At 73.8% G+C, this 14,452-nt stretch carries 12 protein-coding genes; 4 read left to right on the top strand and 8 right to left on the bottom strand.

Annotation, left to right across the window (positions count from 1 at the left end; translation table 11 throughout):
- Positions 1-17 precede the first annotated feature (17 nt).
- Positions 18-1,388, top strand: coding sequence for a GNAT family N-acetyltransferase (locus ACZ42A_RS37565; protein ID WP_468531857.1), 1,371 nt, complete (start codon positions 18-20; stop codon positions 1,386-1,388).
- Positions 1,389-1,440: 52 nt separating this feature from the next.
- Here ACZ42A_RS37565 and ACZ42A_RS37560 read toward each other — a convergent pair whose 3' ends face one another.
- Positions 1,441-2,586: a trans-sulfuration enzyme family protein gene (locus ACZ42A_RS37560; protein WP_468531856.1), complete on the bottom strand. Its 1,146-nt coding sequence runs from the start codon at positions 2,584-2,586 to the stop codon at positions 1,441-1,443.
- Between the two features lie 60 nt (positions 2,587-2,646).
- On the opposite strand from ACZ42A_RS37560, the gene ACZ42A_RS37555 reads away from it, so the two are divergent.
- A complete protein-coding gene (locus ACZ42A_RS37555; protein ID WP_468531855.1) occupies positions 2,647-3,144 on the top strand; it encodes an Lrp/AsnC family transcriptional regulator in 498 nt (165 codons plus the stop codon).
- Positions 3,145-3,176: 32 nt separating this feature from the next.
- Positions 3,177-4,868 carry a DUF885 domain-containing protein gene (locus tag ACZ42A_RS37550; protein ID WP_468531854.1) on the top strand — a complete coding sequence of 564 codons (1,692 nt, stop codon included), beginning with the start codon at positions 3,177-3,179 and terminating at the stop codon, positions 4,866-4,868.
- Positions 4,869-4,997: 129 nt separating this feature from the next.
- Here the strand turns inward: ACZ42A_RS37550 and ACZ42A_RS37545 are convergent, their stop codons facing one another.
- A complete protein-coding gene (locus ACZ42A_RS37545) occupies positions 4,998-5,477 on the bottom strand; it encodes a rhodanese-like domain-containing protein (RefSeq protein WP_468531853.1) in 480 nt (159 codons plus the stop codon).
- A 139-nt stretch (positions 5,478-5,616) separates the two neighbouring features.
- On the opposite strand from ACZ42A_RS37545, the gene ACZ42A_RS37540 reads away from it, so the two are divergent.
- Positions 5,617-6,063 carry an Lrp/AsnC family transcriptional regulator gene (locus ACZ42A_RS37540; protein ID WP_468531852.1) on the top strand — a complete coding sequence of 149 codons (447 nt, stop codon included), beginning with the start codon at positions 5,617-5,619 and terminating at the stop codon, positions 6,061-6,063.
- A gap of 51 nt (positions 6,064-6,114) precedes the next feature.
- Here ACZ42A_RS37540 and ACZ42A_RS37535 read toward each other — a convergent pair whose 3' ends face one another.
- The 6 genes from ACZ42A_RS37535 to ACZ42A_RS37510 form a co-directional block, all read right to left on the bottom strand.
- Entirely contained in the window at positions 6,115-9,105 is a 2,991-nt protein-coding gene (locus tag ACZ42A_RS37535) for an AAA family ATPase (protein WP_468531851.1), read from the bottom strand.
- Positions 9,106-9,193: 88 nt separating this feature from the next.
- Entirely contained in the window at positions 9,194-10,357 is a 1,164-nt protein-coding gene (locus ACZ42A_RS37530) for an exonuclease SbcCD subunit D (RefSeq protein ID WP_468531850.1), read from the bottom strand.
- A gap of 162 nt (positions 10,358-10,519) precedes the next feature.
- Positions 10,520-10,771 (bottom strand): chorismate mutase, encoded by a 252-nt coding sequence (locus tag ACZ42A_RS37525; RefSeq protein WP_468531849.1) that lies wholly within the window; start codon positions 10,769-10,771, stop codon positions 10,520-10,522.
- A 38-nt stretch (positions 10,772-10,809) separates the two neighbouring features.
- Positions 10,810-11,568, bottom strand: coding sequence for a thioesterase II family protein (locus ACZ42A_RS37520; RefSeq protein ID WP_468531848.1), 759 nt, complete (start codon positions 11,566-11,568; stop codon positions 10,810-10,812).
- A gap of 44 nt (positions 11,569-11,612) precedes the next feature.
- Positions 11,613-12,236, bottom strand: a complete 624-nt coding sequence (locus tag ACZ42A_RS37515) for an NADPH-dependent FMN reductase (RefSeq protein WP_468531847.1) — start codon at positions 12,234-12,236, stop codon at positions 11,613-11,615.
- Between the two features lie 19 nt (positions 12,237-12,255).
- Positions 12,256-14,436: an anthranilate synthase component I gene (locus tag ACZ42A_RS37510; RefSeq protein WP_468531846.1), complete on the bottom strand. Its 2,181-nt coding sequence runs from the start codon at positions 14,434-14,436 to the stop codon at positions 12,256-12,258.
- Positions 14,437-14,452 lie beyond the last annotated feature (16 nt).

The raw sequence follows: 14,452 nt of genomic DNA, 5'->3' as shown, positions 1-14,452 counted from the left end.
GGTGCATGAAGCGGAAGATGACTGATGTGACGCGCGCGAAAAACGGGCGTCCCGTGCACCACTGGCGCCGGGACGTGGTCGAACTCGCCGCCCTGTTCACCGCCGTCGCGGTCGCCGACGCCGTGGCCAACCTGATCGGGCACGGGCCCGACGGTCCGGAGCTGCTGCTGGGGTCCGCGGTCGTGCTGCTCGCCACCACGGCCTTCCACACCTGGTGGGCACGCCGCCACGGTCACGCACCGCCGGCCGGTGATACCGGCGCCCGGCCGAGCACCGCCGAGCGGCAGGCCGGGCCGACGGAGGGCACGCCCGAGGGCGTGTCCGGGCAGAGCGCGCTGTGGCGGCTGCGGACGACCGTACGGGACGAGCCGGGGTCGCTGGCCGCGCTGTGCACGGCCCTCGCCGGCCACCGGGTCGACATCCTGAGCCTCCAGACGCATCCGCTGGGCCACGGCACGGTGGACGAGTTCCTGCTGCGCGCCCCAGAGACGCTCACGGCCGGTGAGATCACCCGGGCGGTGTCGCTGGCCGGTGGCACCGGGACCTGGATCGAGCGGGCCGACGCCCACGACCTGGTGGACGCCCCGACCCGGATCCTGGGCCTGGCCACCCGCACCGCCCTGGACGCGGCCGAACTCCCACTCGCCATACGCCAGTTGCTCGGCCGCTGCACCATCCGCCAGCTGCCCGCCACCCCTGCCGGGCGCACCGACGCCGTACCGGTGGAGGGCGTGCTGGAGGACACCGTGATGCGGCTGCGGGCCCCGGAGGGCGGCGTGATCACCGTGGAGCGGCCGTATCTGCCGTTCACCCCGACCGAGTTCGCACGGGCCCGGGCGCTGGTGGAGCTGGACTCGCGGCTCGGTCCGCGGATCCCGCGCAGCCAGGACGTGCTGACCCTGCCGGAAGGCGACGCCATCACCGTGCGCCGGGCCGACACCGGCGATCTGGAGGCGGCGAAGGAGATGCACGAGCGCTGCTCGTCGCGCACCCTCGCCATGCGCTACCACGGGCCGGTCGGCGACGCGGACCGCTATCTCAACCATCTGCTCTCCCCGCGCTTCGGCCGCACCCTCGCCGTGCAGACCGCCTCGGGGCGGATCGTCGGCCTCGGCCATCTGCTGTGGGACGGGGACGAGACGGAGGTCGCGCTGCTCGTCGAGGACGCCTGGCAGCGGCGCGGCATCGGCGCCGAACTGCTGGGCCGCCTGGTGGCCATGGCGCGCGAGGCGGGCTGCGAGAGCGTGTACGCGGTCACCCAGGCCTCCAACACCGGCATGGTGGCCGCGATGCGCGGCCTGGGCCTGCCCCTCGACTACCAGATCGAGGAGGGCACCCTGGTGATCACGGCCCGGCTGGAGACGGCCGCGGTGGCCGTGGGCGACTGACCGCCGCCGCTCCTGGTGAACGGCCCGGCCACGCCGGGCCGTTCGCTCGTTTTCACCCCAGGGCCCGGTCCAGGTCGGCCCACAGGTCGTCGACGTCCTCCAGGCCCACCGACAGGCGCAGCAGCCGGTCGCTGACGCCGGCGCCCCGGCGGTCGTCGGCGTCCACGATGCGGTGGCTGATGGACGCGGGGTGCTGGATGAGGGTGTCCACGCTGCCGAGGCTGACCGCGGGGGTGATGAGCTTGACGCCGCCGATGACGGCGTGCGGGTCGCCGAGCGTCTCGAAGGCGACCATCGCGCCACCGATGCGCGGGTAGTGCACCCGGTCGACCCGCGGGTCGACGGCGAGCCGGCGGGCGAGTTCGGCGGCGTTCTCGGAGGCCGCGCGCACCCGGACCGGCAGGGTGGCGAGGCCGCGCAGCAGCAGATAGCCGGCCAGCGGGTGCAGGACCCCGCCGGTGGCGAACCTGACCTGGCGCAGCCGTCCCGCGAACTCCTCGTCGCAGGCGACCACTCCGGCCAGGACGTCGCCGTGGCCGCCGAGGTACTTGGTGGCGCTGTGCAGCACCAGCCGCGCGCCGTGCTCGACGGGGCGCTGCAGCACGGGCGTGGCGAAGGTGTTGTCCGCCAGCAGCGGCACGGAGCCGCAGGCGTGGGCGATGGCCCGCAGATCGAGTTCGGCGAGGGTCGGGTTGGCCGGGGACTCGACGAGGACGAGCCCGGTGTCCGGGCGCAGCGCCTCCGCGATCCCGGCCGGGTCGGTCCAGGTGACCTCGGTGCCGAGCAGACCGGCGGTGAGCAGATGGTCGCTGCATCCGTACAGGGGACGTACGGCCACGACGTGCCGCAGGCCGAGCGAGGCCCGGACGAGGAGGACCGCGCTGAGCGCGGCCATGCCGCTGGCGAACGCGACGGCGGCCTCGGTGCCCTCCAGACGGGCGAGGGCGGTCTCGAAGCGGGCGACGGTGGGGTTGCCGAGGCGGGCGTAGACGGGCGGGCCGTCCGGCTCGGCGCCGGTCGCGGCGAACGCGTCGATCCGGGCCGCCTCGGCGCGGCTGTCGGCGGAGGGGTAGGTGGTCGACAGATCGATCGGCGGGACGTGCAGGCCCAGCTCGGCGAGGTCGTCGCGGCCGGCGTGCACGGCCTCGGTGGCCAGTGCTCTGGTACGGGTGGGTATCTGTGTGCGCGCTGACTCCATGGCGGAGAGGGTGAACACCGACCGGTGCCGGATCGTTCGATCCCGTGTTACGTTCGGCGAGTGGCCGAATCTGTCGTACTGGATCCGGTGGATCTCCATCTGTTGCGGCTGTTGCAGAACGACGCCCGGACGACCTACCGGGACCTCGCCGCGCAGGTCGGGGTCGCGCCGTCGACCTGCCTGGACCGGGTGACCCGGCTGCGCCGTGCGGGCGTGATCCTCGGGCATCAGCTGCGGCTGGATCCGGCCAAGCTCGGGCGCGGTCTCGAAGCGCTGCTGTCGGTGCAGGTCAGACCGCACCGGCGGGAGCTGGTGGGACCGTTCGTGGAGCGGATCCGGGCCCTGCCGGAATCGCGGACCGTCTTCCATCTCACCGGCCCGGACGACTACCTCGTCCATGTCGCTGTCGCCGACATGGCGGACCTGCAACGGCTGGTCCTGGACGAGTTCACGGCCCGCCGCGAGGTGGCGCGCGTGGAGACCCGGCTGATCTTCCAGCAGTGGGACTGCGGCCCGCTGCTGCCGCCTTCGCCTTCGCCCTCGGCGCAATCCCGGTGACGGTGCCCGGACGTCGTACGAGGATGGTCCGCATGCCACAGACCCCACAGAGCCCGCTGCCCCGCGAGGTCGCCGACGCCTACGTCGACGAGCTCATCGCCCTCGACCCGGTGACCGGCACCTACCTGGGGGTGAAGGAGAGTTCGAGCCGGCTGCCCGACACCTCGCCCGCGGGCCAGGAGGCGCTGGCGGAGCTGGCCCGCCGGACGCTGGCGCGGCTCGACGAGGCCGAGCGCCGGCCCGGCGCGGACAGTGACATCGAGCGCCGCTGCGCCCGGCTGCTGCGGGAGCGGCTGACCGCCGAACTGGCCGTGCACGAGGCCGACGAGGGGCTCCGCGCGGTCGGCAACATGGGCACGGCCGCCCATCAGGTGCGCGAGGTGTTCACGGTGACCCCGGCGGACACCGAGGAGGACTGGGCGGCGATCGCCGAGCGGCTGCGGGCGGTGCCGGCCGCGCTGGCGGGCTACCGCGAGTCCCTGGCGCTCGGCCTGGACCGCACGCTGTACGCGGGCCCGCGCCCGACCGCCGTGTTCATCGAGCAGCTGGCCGAGTGGGCGGACACCGGCTCCGGCCGCGGCTGGTTCGAGGACTTCGCCGCCGCGGGCCCCGAGGCCCTGCGCACCGAGCTGGACAAGGCCGCGCGGGAGGCGACCGCGGCCGTGGCGGAGCTGCGGGACTGGATGCGCGACGTGTACGCCCCGGCCGTCGAGGGCGCCCCGAACACGGTGGGCCGCGAGCGCTACGCCCGCTGGTCGCGCTACTACAACGGCACCGACCTGGACCTGGACGAGGCGTACGCGTACGGCTGGTCGGAGTTCCACCGCCTCCTCGGCGAGATGCGGAAGGAAGCCGAGAAGATCCTGCCGGGCGCCGAGACGCCGTGGGTCGCGCTCGCGCACCTCGACGAGCACGGCCGGCACATCGAGGGCGTCGACGAGGTCCGGGAGTGGCTCCAGGGCCTGATGGACCAGGCGATCGAGGCGCTGGACGGCACCCACTTCGAACTCGCCGAACGGGTGCGGAGGGTGGAGTCGCGCATCGCCCCGCCCGGCGGCGCCGCCGCCCCGTACTACACATCCCCGTCGGAGGACTTCTCCCGCCCGGGCCGCACCTGGCTGCCGACGATGGGACTGACCCGGTTCCCGGTCTACGACCTGGTCTCCACCTGGTACCACGAGGGCGTGCCCGGCCATCACCTCCAGCTGGCGCAGTGGGTGCACGTCGCCGGGAACCTGTCCCGCTACCAGGCGTCCGTCGGCATGGTGAGCGCCAACGCCGAGGGCTGGGCGCTGTACGCGGAGCGGCTGATGGACGAGCTGGGCTTCCTCACCGACGCCGAGGTGCGGCTCGGCTATCTCGACGCGCAGATGATGCGGGCGGCCCGGGTGATCGTCGACATCGGCATGCACCTGGAGCTGGAGATCCCGGCGGACTCGCCGTTCCATCCGGGCGAGCGGTGGACACCGGATCTGGCCGAGGAGTTCTTCGGCGCGCACAGCAGCCGTCCGGCGGACTTCGTGTCGAGCGAGCTGACCCGCTATCTGACGATCCCGGGCCAGGCGATCGGCTACAAGCTGGGCGAGCGGGCCTGGCTCCTGGGCCGGGAGAAGGCGCGCGAGCGACACGGCGACGCCTTCGACCTCAAGGCCTGGCACATGGCGGCACTGTCCCAGGGGTCACTGGGCCTGGACGACCTGGTGGACGAGCTGGCACGCCTCTGAGCCGCCGCGCGGCGCGCCCCGCCCAGGGGCGCGGGGAACTGCGCGACCAGACCCCACGGCCCGCCCCCGCCGGACGGCGGGGGCGCGCAGCTCCGCAGGCGGTCTTTTTCCCGCGCCCCGCCGGAGGCCTCAGCAGCCACAGTCCTCGGAGTCGGCCGGCGCCGTCAGCGGGTCCGCCGCGCGCCGGTCGGGGCCCTGCCAAGTCTCGAACTCGAAGCCCTCGCGCGCCCAGTACTCGAAGCCGCCCAGCATCTCCTTGACCTGGTAGCCCAGTTCGGCGAGGGCGAGGGCGGCGCGGGTGGCTCCGTTGCAGCCGGGTCCCCAGCAGTACGTCACGACCGGCACCGACTTGTCGAGCAGCTGCTCGGCCTGCTCCGGGATGAGCGCGGTCGGCAGGTGGACCGCGCCGGGGATGTGGCCCTGGTCCCAGGCCGCGGTGGAACGGGAGTCCAGCACCACGAAGCCCGGGTCGCCGTCGGCGGCGAGCGCGGCGGCCACGTCGGAGACGTCGGCGTGGAAGACGAGGCTGGCCCGGAAGTAGGCGGCGGCCTCGGCCGGGGCGGCGGGGGCGACGCGCAGGACGGGGTTGGCGGCGGTGGCGGCGGTCATCGCAGGGCTCCCTTGCTGGTGGTGTCCGACCCCGTGGGGTCCGATGACCAGAAATCTACGGTCGTTGATCATCTTCCTGAAGGGCCGTTCCACGGTCCGACCCTTGATCGGCCGGGGATTCCCCTGCTATCCCTCGGACATGACCGCGTTTTCCCCGGACGCCACCGACTGGCGCATCCTCGACGTCCTCCAGCGGGAGGGCCGGGCCAGCTTCGCCGAGCTGGCCCGGGCCGTCTCCATGTCCCCGAGCGCCGTGACCGAGCGGGTGCGCCGACTGGAGGAGGCGGGCGTCATCCAGGGGTACGCGGCCGTGGTGGACCCCGAGCGGCTGGGCCTGCCGATCCTCGCGTTCGTCCGACTGCGCTACCCGAACGGCAACTACAAGCCCTTCCACGACCTGGTCGCCGCGACCCCGGAGATCCTGGAGGCGCACCACGTCACCGGCGACGACTGCTTCGTCATCAAGGTGGCCGCGCGCTCGATGCGGCACCTGGAGGAGGTCTCGGGGCGGATCGGGGCGCTGGGCTCGGTGACCACGAGTGTCGTCTACTCCTCGCCGCTGCCCCGGCGCCCGCTCGGCCAGTGAGGCCGGTGAGGTCGGCGAGGTTCGGTGCAGTGAGGTTCAGTGCAGTGAGGTTCAGTGCCCCCGCTGCCGCAGCGCCGACCCGGATCTGCCCTTGACGACCTCCAGCTGCGCGTGGATCCGCCGCCGCAGATCGGCGACATGGCTGACGATGCCGACGCTGCGGTCGCGCTCGCGCAGTGAGTCGAGCACGTCCAGCACCTCGTCCAGCGTCTGGTCGTCGAGGCTGCCGAAGCCCTCGTCGATGAAGAGGGTGTCCAGGCGGACCCCGCCCGCCTCGTCGGTGACGACGTCGGCGAGGCCGAGGGCGAGGGCGAGGGAGGCGAAGAAGGTCTCGCCGCCGGACAGGGTCGCCGTGTCCCGCTCGCGTCCGGTCCAGGCGTCGACGACATGCAGTCCGAGCCCGCTGCGGCCGCGCCCGGCCCGGTCGTCGGAGTGCACCAGGGTGTAGCGCCCGGACGACATGCGCTGCAGCCGTACGGTCGCGGCGGCGGCGACCTGCTCCAGGCGGGCGGCGAGGACGTAGGCCTCCAGGCGCATCCGGCGCTCGTTGTCCGCGGAGGTGCCGGCCGCGAGTCCGGCCAGCCGGGCCACCCGGTCGTACTCCTCGCGCAGCGGGGCCAGCCGGCGGGCGCCCGTGGCCGCGTGGGCGGAGAGCCGGTCGAGTTCGGCGCAGCGGCGGGCGGCGGCGTCCCGCGCGGAGGCGGCCTCCCGCACCCGGCGTTCCGCCTCGGCGGCGGCCTGCTCGGCGGAGGCGAGGTCGGCGGGCGGCCGCCCGGCCGCGGCGGCGGTGTCGGCCTCGGCGAGCACCGCGCGGACGGCGGCCTCCTCGGCCTGCCAGGCGTCAAGGCGCCGTTGCAGCTCGCGATGGGCGGTGTCGTCGAGGAGGGCGGCGGCCGCGGCCTGCGGGGTGTCGAAACCGGCCCGGAAGGCCGCGTCGGCGAGCCGTGCGTCGGCGTCCTTGAGGCGCTGGGCGGTGTCCTCGGCGGTGCGGGCGGCCTCGGCGGCCTCGGTGAGCCTGGCCGCCCACCGCTCCAGCTGGGCGGCGCGTGCGGCCACGCTGTCCGCCGTACCCCGCGCCTGCGCCAGTTCCTCCTCCAGCGCGGCCCGTTCGCTCTCCAGCCGCTCCCGGTGGCCGACGCGGGCGGCGGCCCGGACGGCGGCCTGCTGCCGGGCGGTGGTACGCCGCTCGTGCTCCTGCTCGGCGTGGCGCAGCTCCTCCTGGGCGGCGTGCAGCGCGGAGGCGGCCGCGCGCGCCTGCTGGTACTGCCGCTCCAGCTCCTCGGCCGCGCGGGCGAGTTCACCGGCCGGGGTGTCCCCGGCCTCGGCGGTGGCGGCGGCCAGCGCCTCGCGTACGGCTGCCAGGCGCCGTTCGTCCTCGGCGCGCTGTTCGTCGGCGCGCTGGTAGGCGGCGAGGGCGCGCTCCTCCGTCTCCCGGTCGACGTGCCCGGCGACCTTGCGGGCCGGGGCGGGGTGGTCGGTGGCGCCGCAGACGGCGCAGGGCTCGCCGTCGACGAGGTTCGCGGCGAGTTCGGCGGCGATGCCGTTCAGCCGCTGTTCCTTGAGGTCGAGCCAGTGGGCGCGGGCCTCGACAGCGTCGTGGGCGGCGGCGAGGGCCTGCCGCTCGGCGGCGTCCGCCTCACCGGCGAGCCGGTCCCGCTGCCGGGCCGCGTCCAGCCGCCGCCGGGCGGGTTCGCGCCGCTCGGCGAGCTGCTCCGCCCGCCCCGCGGCCTCCTGCGCGGACTCGATGCGGGACCTCAGCTCCGCGCGGGTGGTCTCCCATCCGGCGAGCCAGGACTCGGCCTCCTGAAGGATCTCCCCGTCGGCGCGCTCCTGGCGGTCGAGGCCGCCGCGTTCGGCAACGAGATCGGCGAGCCGGCGCTCCCCGCGGCGGGCCGATTCCAGTCCGCCCAGCTCCTCGGCGGCCCGGCGGGCGTCGGCGGCCAGCCCGGCGGCACCGGCGTCGGCGTACCGCTCGGGCAGCGCCGCTCGCGCCTGGGCCTCGGCGGCGACCGCGCGGCGGTGCTCGGCGTCGGCGGACTCCCGCAGCTCCAGGGCGGGGGCCACGGCCTCGGCCTTGCGGGCGCGCTCCATCCGGGCCTGCGCCTCGCGGTGGGCGTCGGCCCGTTCCTCCAGGAGGAGGGACCTCTCCCGGGCTTCGGTGAACCGCCTTTGCAGGCGGGCCAGTTCGCGTACGTCGTCCAGGGCGCGGTCGGCGGCGGCCCGTGCGGACTCGGCGGCGGCGAGGCGGCTCTGGGCGACGGTCAGCTCTTCGCGGGCGGTGCTGCGGGCGATGGCGGCGGCGCCGAGCACGGCGTCGGCCAGGCCGGGGTCGCCGGGGGCCAGCTCGGGCAGGTCCAGGGCGCCACCCGCCGCCTGCTGCATCCGGTGGGCGTCGGCGAGCAGGGCCGCGTCGCCGTCGCGGACGTCGGCCTCGGTGGCGCGGCGGCGGTCGGCGAGCCGCTTCTCGACCTCGGCGAAGCGCTGGGTGTCGAAGAGCCGGCCGAGCAGCTTGCCGCGGGCCTCGGCGTCGGCGCGCAGGAAGCGCGCGAAGTCGCCCTGCGGCAACAGCACCACCTGGCAGAACTGCTCCCGGCTCATGCCGAGCAGCTGGGTGATCTCCTCGCCGATCTCCTGGTGCGAGCGGCTGCGGTCCCGCCAGCCGCCGGCCGCGGCGTCGTACTCGCGCAGCCAGGTCTGGGCCTTGTCCAGGGTGGTGCCGGTGCCGCGCTTCTTGGGGCGCTCCCAGGGCGGCTGCCGGGTGATCTCCAGCCGCCGGCCGGCGACGGTCAGCTCCAGCGTCACCGACGTGCGGGTGCCCGGCGCCGCGTGGTCGCTGCGCAGGCCGGTGCCCTGGCCGCTCTGCCGGGCGCCCGGCACGGAGCCGTAGAGCGCGTAGCACACCGCGTCCAGCACGGATGTCTTGCCCGCGCCGGTCGGCCCGTGCAGCAGGAACAGCCCGGCGGCGGACAGCGCGTCGAAATCGACGCTCTGGGAGCCGCCGAAGGGCCCGAAGGCGGTGATGTCGAGCCGGTGCAGCCTCATCGGGCGGCCTCCGGGGCGAGGAACGGCATACGGGCCGCGTGCCCTGCCGCCGGGCTGGCTCCAGGGAGCCGACGTGCCGCTGGCGCCCTCATCGGGCCACCTCCCGCACCGCCTGGTCCGCGCGGACCGCGTCGAACGCCTCCCGCAGGACCGTCCGTTCCCGGGTGTCGGGTCCGGCGCCGCGGACGTGCGCGACGAAGTCCTCGGCGATCTGCTGGTCGCTGCGGCCGGCGAGGCGGCGGGCGTAGGACACGTCGGGGTCGTCGGGCGCGCGTTCCGGGGCGAAGACGAGGCTGAGGGTGTGCGGGAAGCGCTCGGTGAGGCGGGCCATGGGCTCGGCCGGGCGGACCACGTCGGTGAGGGTCGCCTCGACCCACGCCTCCTCGTGCCGCGCCAGCTCCGGGTCGGCGAGCAGGTCCTCCAGGGTGCCCCGGATGCGGGCCAGCGGGCGCGGCACCGGGCAGTCGACGCGCTCGGCGGTCACCGCGCCGTCGGCGTCGAGGTCGACGAGCCACATGCTCTTGCGGTGCCCGGCCTCCGAGAAGGAGTACGGCAGCGGGGAGCCGGAGTAGCGCACGCGCTCGGTGATGGTCTGGCAGCCGTGCAGATGCCCCAGCGCGGCGTAGTCGACACCGTCGAAGACGCCGGCCGGGACGGCGGCGACTCCGCCGACGGTGATGTCCCGCTCGCTGTCGCTGGCCTCGCCGCCGGTGACGAAGGCGTGGGCGAGGACGACGGACCGGGTGCCCGGCGGGCGTGTGGCGAGGTCGGCGCGGACCCGGTCCATGGCGGCGGCCAGCACCGCCTCGTGCCCGGCCTTCTCCACCCCGAACTCATCCTTCACCAGGGCGGGTTCGAGATACGGCAGCCCGTAGAAGGCCACCTCCCCGAAGGCGTCCCGCAGCACGACGGGCGTGCCGCAGGCCGACGGGTCGGTCCGCAGATGGATGCCCGCCCGCCCGATCAGCCCGGCGCCCACGCCGAGGCGGCGTGCCGAGTCGTGGTTGCCGGAGATCATCACCGTCGGCACACCGAGGTCGGCCAGCCGGTGCAGGGCGTCGTCGAACAGCTCGACGGCGGCGAGCGGCGGAACCGCGCGGTCGTACACATCCCCCGACACGACCACCGCGTCCACCGCGCGCTCCCGCACGGTGGTGACGAGATGGCCGATGAACTCGGCCTGGGCTCCGAGCATGTTCACCCGGTGGAAGGCCCGGCCGAGATGCCAGTCGGAAGTGTGCAGTATTTTCATGAAATTGCTCTGACCTGCACGTTTATCCCTACTGCGCCTCTACACCCAGCACGAACCAGCACGGGGCTCGCCATCAACGCCTGCCACGCTAACGCATGCCATCCTCTGATCCACCACTCACCTCGGATCACCTCGGTCATTGTGCACGCTCCGAGCGACGGATCAGTCCCGTCGCCCCAGTTCCGTGAGAAGCATCCCCAGCGAGGTACCGATGGGGCCGAGCGCCTGGTGGTAGCGGTGGAGGACTGCGTTCTCCCGGGAGAGCTCGATGGCAGGGCCTCCGACGGCGCGGCGCTGGGAGGCCAGCTCCCGGCACAGGTCGGTGCGCTCCTTGACCAGGTCGATAATGGTCTGGTCCAGTCGGGCGACCTGGAGGTACCGCTCCTCAAGGGTGCTGTCCACGGTCTCGGGCATTCACGTTCCCTTTCTCCAAGAGGCAGGCGGGCATGGCGTCAGCGAACTGGAGCGGCGGCCCGCATCGCGGCCGTGATGGTGGCGGCGAGGGGCCGGCGGTGATCCGTCAGGTAGAAGTGGTCGCCTTCGTACATCTCGAGTCCGCGGAAGTCCCGCGTGAACGTCCGCCAGGCCAGCAGTCGGTCTTCGCCGATGAGGACGTCGTCGCGGCCCCCGAAGACTGAGATCGGGACGGGCAGCGGTTCGGGGTCTCGGGGCGGAGTCCAGGTGTCCACGAGCTTGAAGTCGCCGCGGAACACCGGACCGAACTTGCGCCAGATGACGTCGTTGTCGAGCAGCTGCGGGGGGCTGCCGCCCGCGTTCCGCAACCAGTCGCGCAGTTCGTCGTCGGACATCAGATGGCGGCGGCCGTCGGCGCCGGCCTCACCCCGCGGGGCGCCGTACGCGGACACGCCCAGCCAGTCGGGGAGCGGGCCGCCCTCGCGGACGAGCCGGCGGGTGAGCTGGTAGGCGACGAGCGATCCCATGCTGTGGCCGAAGAACCCGAACGGCCGGTCGAGCCACGGGGCGAGGGCGGTGTGGAAGTAGTCGACCAGCCGGTCGCAGTCGTCGATCAACGGCAGCGCCTGCAGCCGGCCCCGCCCGGGGGCCTCCAGCAGACAGATCTCCCAGTCCTCGGGGAAGTGCGCCGCCCAGCCCCGGTAGAGCAGATGCGAGCCGCCGGCGTGGTGGAACATGAACAGGCGGACCGCCGGGTCGGCCGGCTGTCTGGGGCGGATGACCGGGCCGGTCGTCACCGGGCGTGCGTCGTCATACCCGGCTCGGTTCGGGGTCCCCGTCGTCACCGTGCCGCCCTTCCGGCGCCCGCCACGACCTCCTGAGCCGGAACGGGCGCGGCGACGCGGCGCGAGCGGGCGAACTCCACCACCTGACCGGCCATGGCCGTCAACTGTGCCTGGATGCGCGGGTGGTCGCAGCGGCCGTCCGCGTCGAAGGCCACCGCCTCGCTGTTGACAGCGACCCCGAGCGGGGTCGGCCAGCCGCGCAGAGCGTGGGTGACGGTGCGCAGCGTCCCCAGCGTGGAGACCGCGCCCTGCCAGCCTTGTCCGACTGCCAGGAGGCCGACGGCACGGCCGCTCAGATAGGGCTGGGCGTCGCCGCGCAGCTCCTCCAGGTAGTCGAGGGCGTTCTTGACCAGGCCGGAGACGGTGCCGTGATAGGCCGGGCTGGCGATGACAATGCCGTCCGCCGAGGCGACCTCGGCGATCAGGCGCAGCGCCTGCGGCGAACGGATCTCCTCGCGCGGGTCGTAGACCGGGAGCACCAGCTCGGCTCCGCCGATCAGGCTGGTCTCCGCGCCCAGGCGCCGCGCCTCCGCCAACACCGTGCGAAGCGCCCGCTCCGCGGTGGAGTGCGGCCGGGGCGAACCCCCGATTCCGACGACCTTCACGGTCTGCTGCTGCATGGTTCTCTCACTTCGTCGATCAGGCGTGAGCGGTCGCCGGCCGGCCGGCCGGACCCGCCGTCGGCCCGCCGTTCCGCGAGTGGCGGGGAACGGTGAGCTTCAGCACGTTGCTGATGATGCGGTGGCCGGCGTTGTGGGTGGCGGTGAGGATCGATTCCGGGTGGAACTGCACCGCGTAGCGGCGGTGGACGCGGTCCTCGATGGCCATGACGACGTCACCGGTCTGCGCGGTGACCTCGAACGGACCGGCCAGTTCCGGCCTGATGTACAGGGAGTGGTAGCGCGCGGCCGTGAACTCGGCGGGCAGCCCCTCGAACAGGGCGCCGCCCAGGACGGCGACCCGGCCGGGCTTGCCGTGCACCGGGGTGTCCAGCTGGGACAGCTCGCCGCCGGCGTGCTCGACCATCGCCTGCAGCCCCAGGCACACGCCGAACACCGGGATGTCCCGCGCATAGACCTCGTCGAGCAGGTCCGCGCAGGCGAAGTCCTTGGGGCGGCCGGGTCCAGGGGAGAGCACCACGAGGTCGGGCCGAATCCCGTCGAGCATCGCGTACGGGAAGCCGTGCCGCAGCGTCGTCACCTGGGCGCCCGCGCAGCGGAAGTAGTCGGCGAGCGTGTGTACGAAGGAGTCCTCGTGGTCGACGAGCAGGACCTTCGCCTCGCTGCCCGGAGCCGGCTTCGGTGTCCGAACCGCTCCGGCGTGGGTCGCGGTGAGGGCTTCCCGCAGGGCAAGGGCCTTGAGGTGGGTCTCGCGCTCCTCGGCGTCGGGGTCGGAGTCGTACAGCAGGGTCGCCCCGGCGCGTACCGCGGCCACGCCGTCGCGGATCTGCGCGGTGCGGATGGTGAGTCCGGTGTTCATCGAGCCGTCGAAACCGACGAAGCCGACCGCGCCTCCGTACCACCGGCGCGGGGACTCCTCGTGGTCCTCGATGAACTGCATCGCCCAGCTTTTCGGCGCGCCGGTCACGGTGACCGCCCACATGTGGGTGAGGAAGGCGTCGAAGGCGTCGTACCCGGGGCGCAGCCGGCCCTCGACGTGGTCAACGGTGTGGATGAGGCGCGAGTAGAGCTCGATCTGGCGGCGTCCGATGACCTTGACGGATCCCGGTACGCAGATCCGCGCCTTGTCGTTGCGGTCCACGTCGGTGCACATGGTCAGCTCGGACTCGTCCTTGGCCGAGTTGAGCAGCTCCCGGATGTTCTCCGCGTCCTCCAACGCGTCCGAGCCGCGGGCGACCGTCCCGGAGATCGGGCAGGTCTCGACCCGGTGGCCGCGGACCCGGACGAACATCTCCGGGGAGGCACCCACCAGATACTCGCAGTCGCCCAGGTTGAAGAGGAACTCGTACGGTGCCGGGTTGCGGCGGCGCAGCCGGTCGTAGGCGGCGACGGCGGAGTCGCAGCGCTCGTACATCTCATGGCTGGGGACGACCTCGAAGAGGTCGCCGCACCGGAACCTCTCCTTGGCGTCGCGCACCAGCTGGGCGTAGCGACCGGGCACGGGCTGGGCGGGCGGCTCCCGGTCGGCCGGGGCGGGGGTGGGTTCGGTGGTGCGGGCGAGGCCGACTGTGGAGACGCCGTCGACGACGAAGTCGTAGGAGAGCCGGGCGCTGGTCTCCCGCTGACGGTCCACGATGATCATCTCGTCGGCCAGGTGCAGCACGATGTCGCGCTGGTCGGCGGGCCGTTCCCGGCTGACCCTGATGCTCTCGAACTGGTGCACGAGGTCGTAGCCGAACGCGCCGTAGAGGCCGAGGTAGGGGTCGTTGCAGCGCAGCGCCGAGGTCACCGCACGCAGGGCGGTGAACACCGTGGGCCGGCGGGTACGGTCCTCCTCGGCGGCCAGTCGGTCATCGGCGAGGACCGTCACCTCGGCCGTACCGTCGCCGTGCGAGACCTCTCCCGCGCTCTCCAAGGCGGCGGCCACGATGGGCAGCAGGACGCGGCCCCGCTCGTTCAGGGCCCGGGCGGTCAGGCGCAGCCCGCGCGAGGTGAACTCCAGGCACGGGTCGACGTAGGCCATATGCCAGCGGCTGTACCGCCCGGGGTACTCGACCCCCGAACTCAGCACTCCGCCCCGGCGGTTCTCGACGGCCGCCACGAGCTCGCGGAAGACCCCGCTCTCGCGGTCCGGGTCCACCGGCGTGGCGGTGCGCATCACCCGCACCCCGCCGTCGGTCAGATACTCGGTCGTCTCCACGTGGAACGTGCTCCCT

The organism is Streptomyces sp. NPDC030838 (assembly GCF_055572035.1).
The sequence above is the reverse complement of the archived record's forward strand: the minus strand, read 5'-3'. Positions and strand labels throughout refer to the sequence as shown.

Bases quoted from the DNA above. Each gene is read 5' to 3' on its own strand.
- ACZ42A_RS37530 (WP_468531850.1), bottom strand. From the start codon at position 10,357: ATGAAAATACTGCACACTTCCGACTGGCATCTCGGCCGGGCCTTCCAC.
- ACZ42A_RS37550 (WP_468531854.1), top strand. From the start codon at position 3,177: ATGCCACAGACCCCACAGAGCCCGCTGCCCCGCGAGGTCGCCGACGCC.
- ACZ42A_RS37525 (WP_468531849.1), bottom strand. From the start codon at position 10,771: ATGCCCGAGACCGTGGACAGCACCCTTGAGGAGCGGTACCTCCAGGTC.
- ACZ42A_RS37515 (WP_468531847.1), bottom strand. From the start codon at position 12,236: ATGCAGCAGCAGACCGTGAAGGTCGTCGGAATCGGGGGTTCGCCCCGG.
- ACZ42A_RS37545 (WP_468531853.1), bottom strand. From the start codon at position 5,477: ATGACCGCCGCCACCGCCGCCAACCCCGTCCTGCGCGTCGCCCCCGCC.
- ACZ42A_RS37560 (WP_468531856.1), bottom strand. From the start codon at position 2,586: ATGGAGTCAGCGCGCACACAGATACCCACCCGTACCAGAGCACTGGCC.
- ACZ42A_RS37540 (WP_468531852.1), top strand. From the start codon at position 5,617: ATGACCGCGTTTTCCCCGGACGCCACCGACTGGCGCATCCTCGACGTC.
- ACZ42A_RS37565 (WP_468531857.1), top strand. From the start codon at position 18: ATGACTGATGTGACGCGCGCGAAAAACGGGCGTCCCGTGCACCACTGG.
- ACZ42A_RS37535 (WP_468531851.1), bottom strand. From the start codon at position 9,105: ATGAGGCTGCACCGGCTCGACATCACCGCCTTCGGGCCCTTCGGCGGC.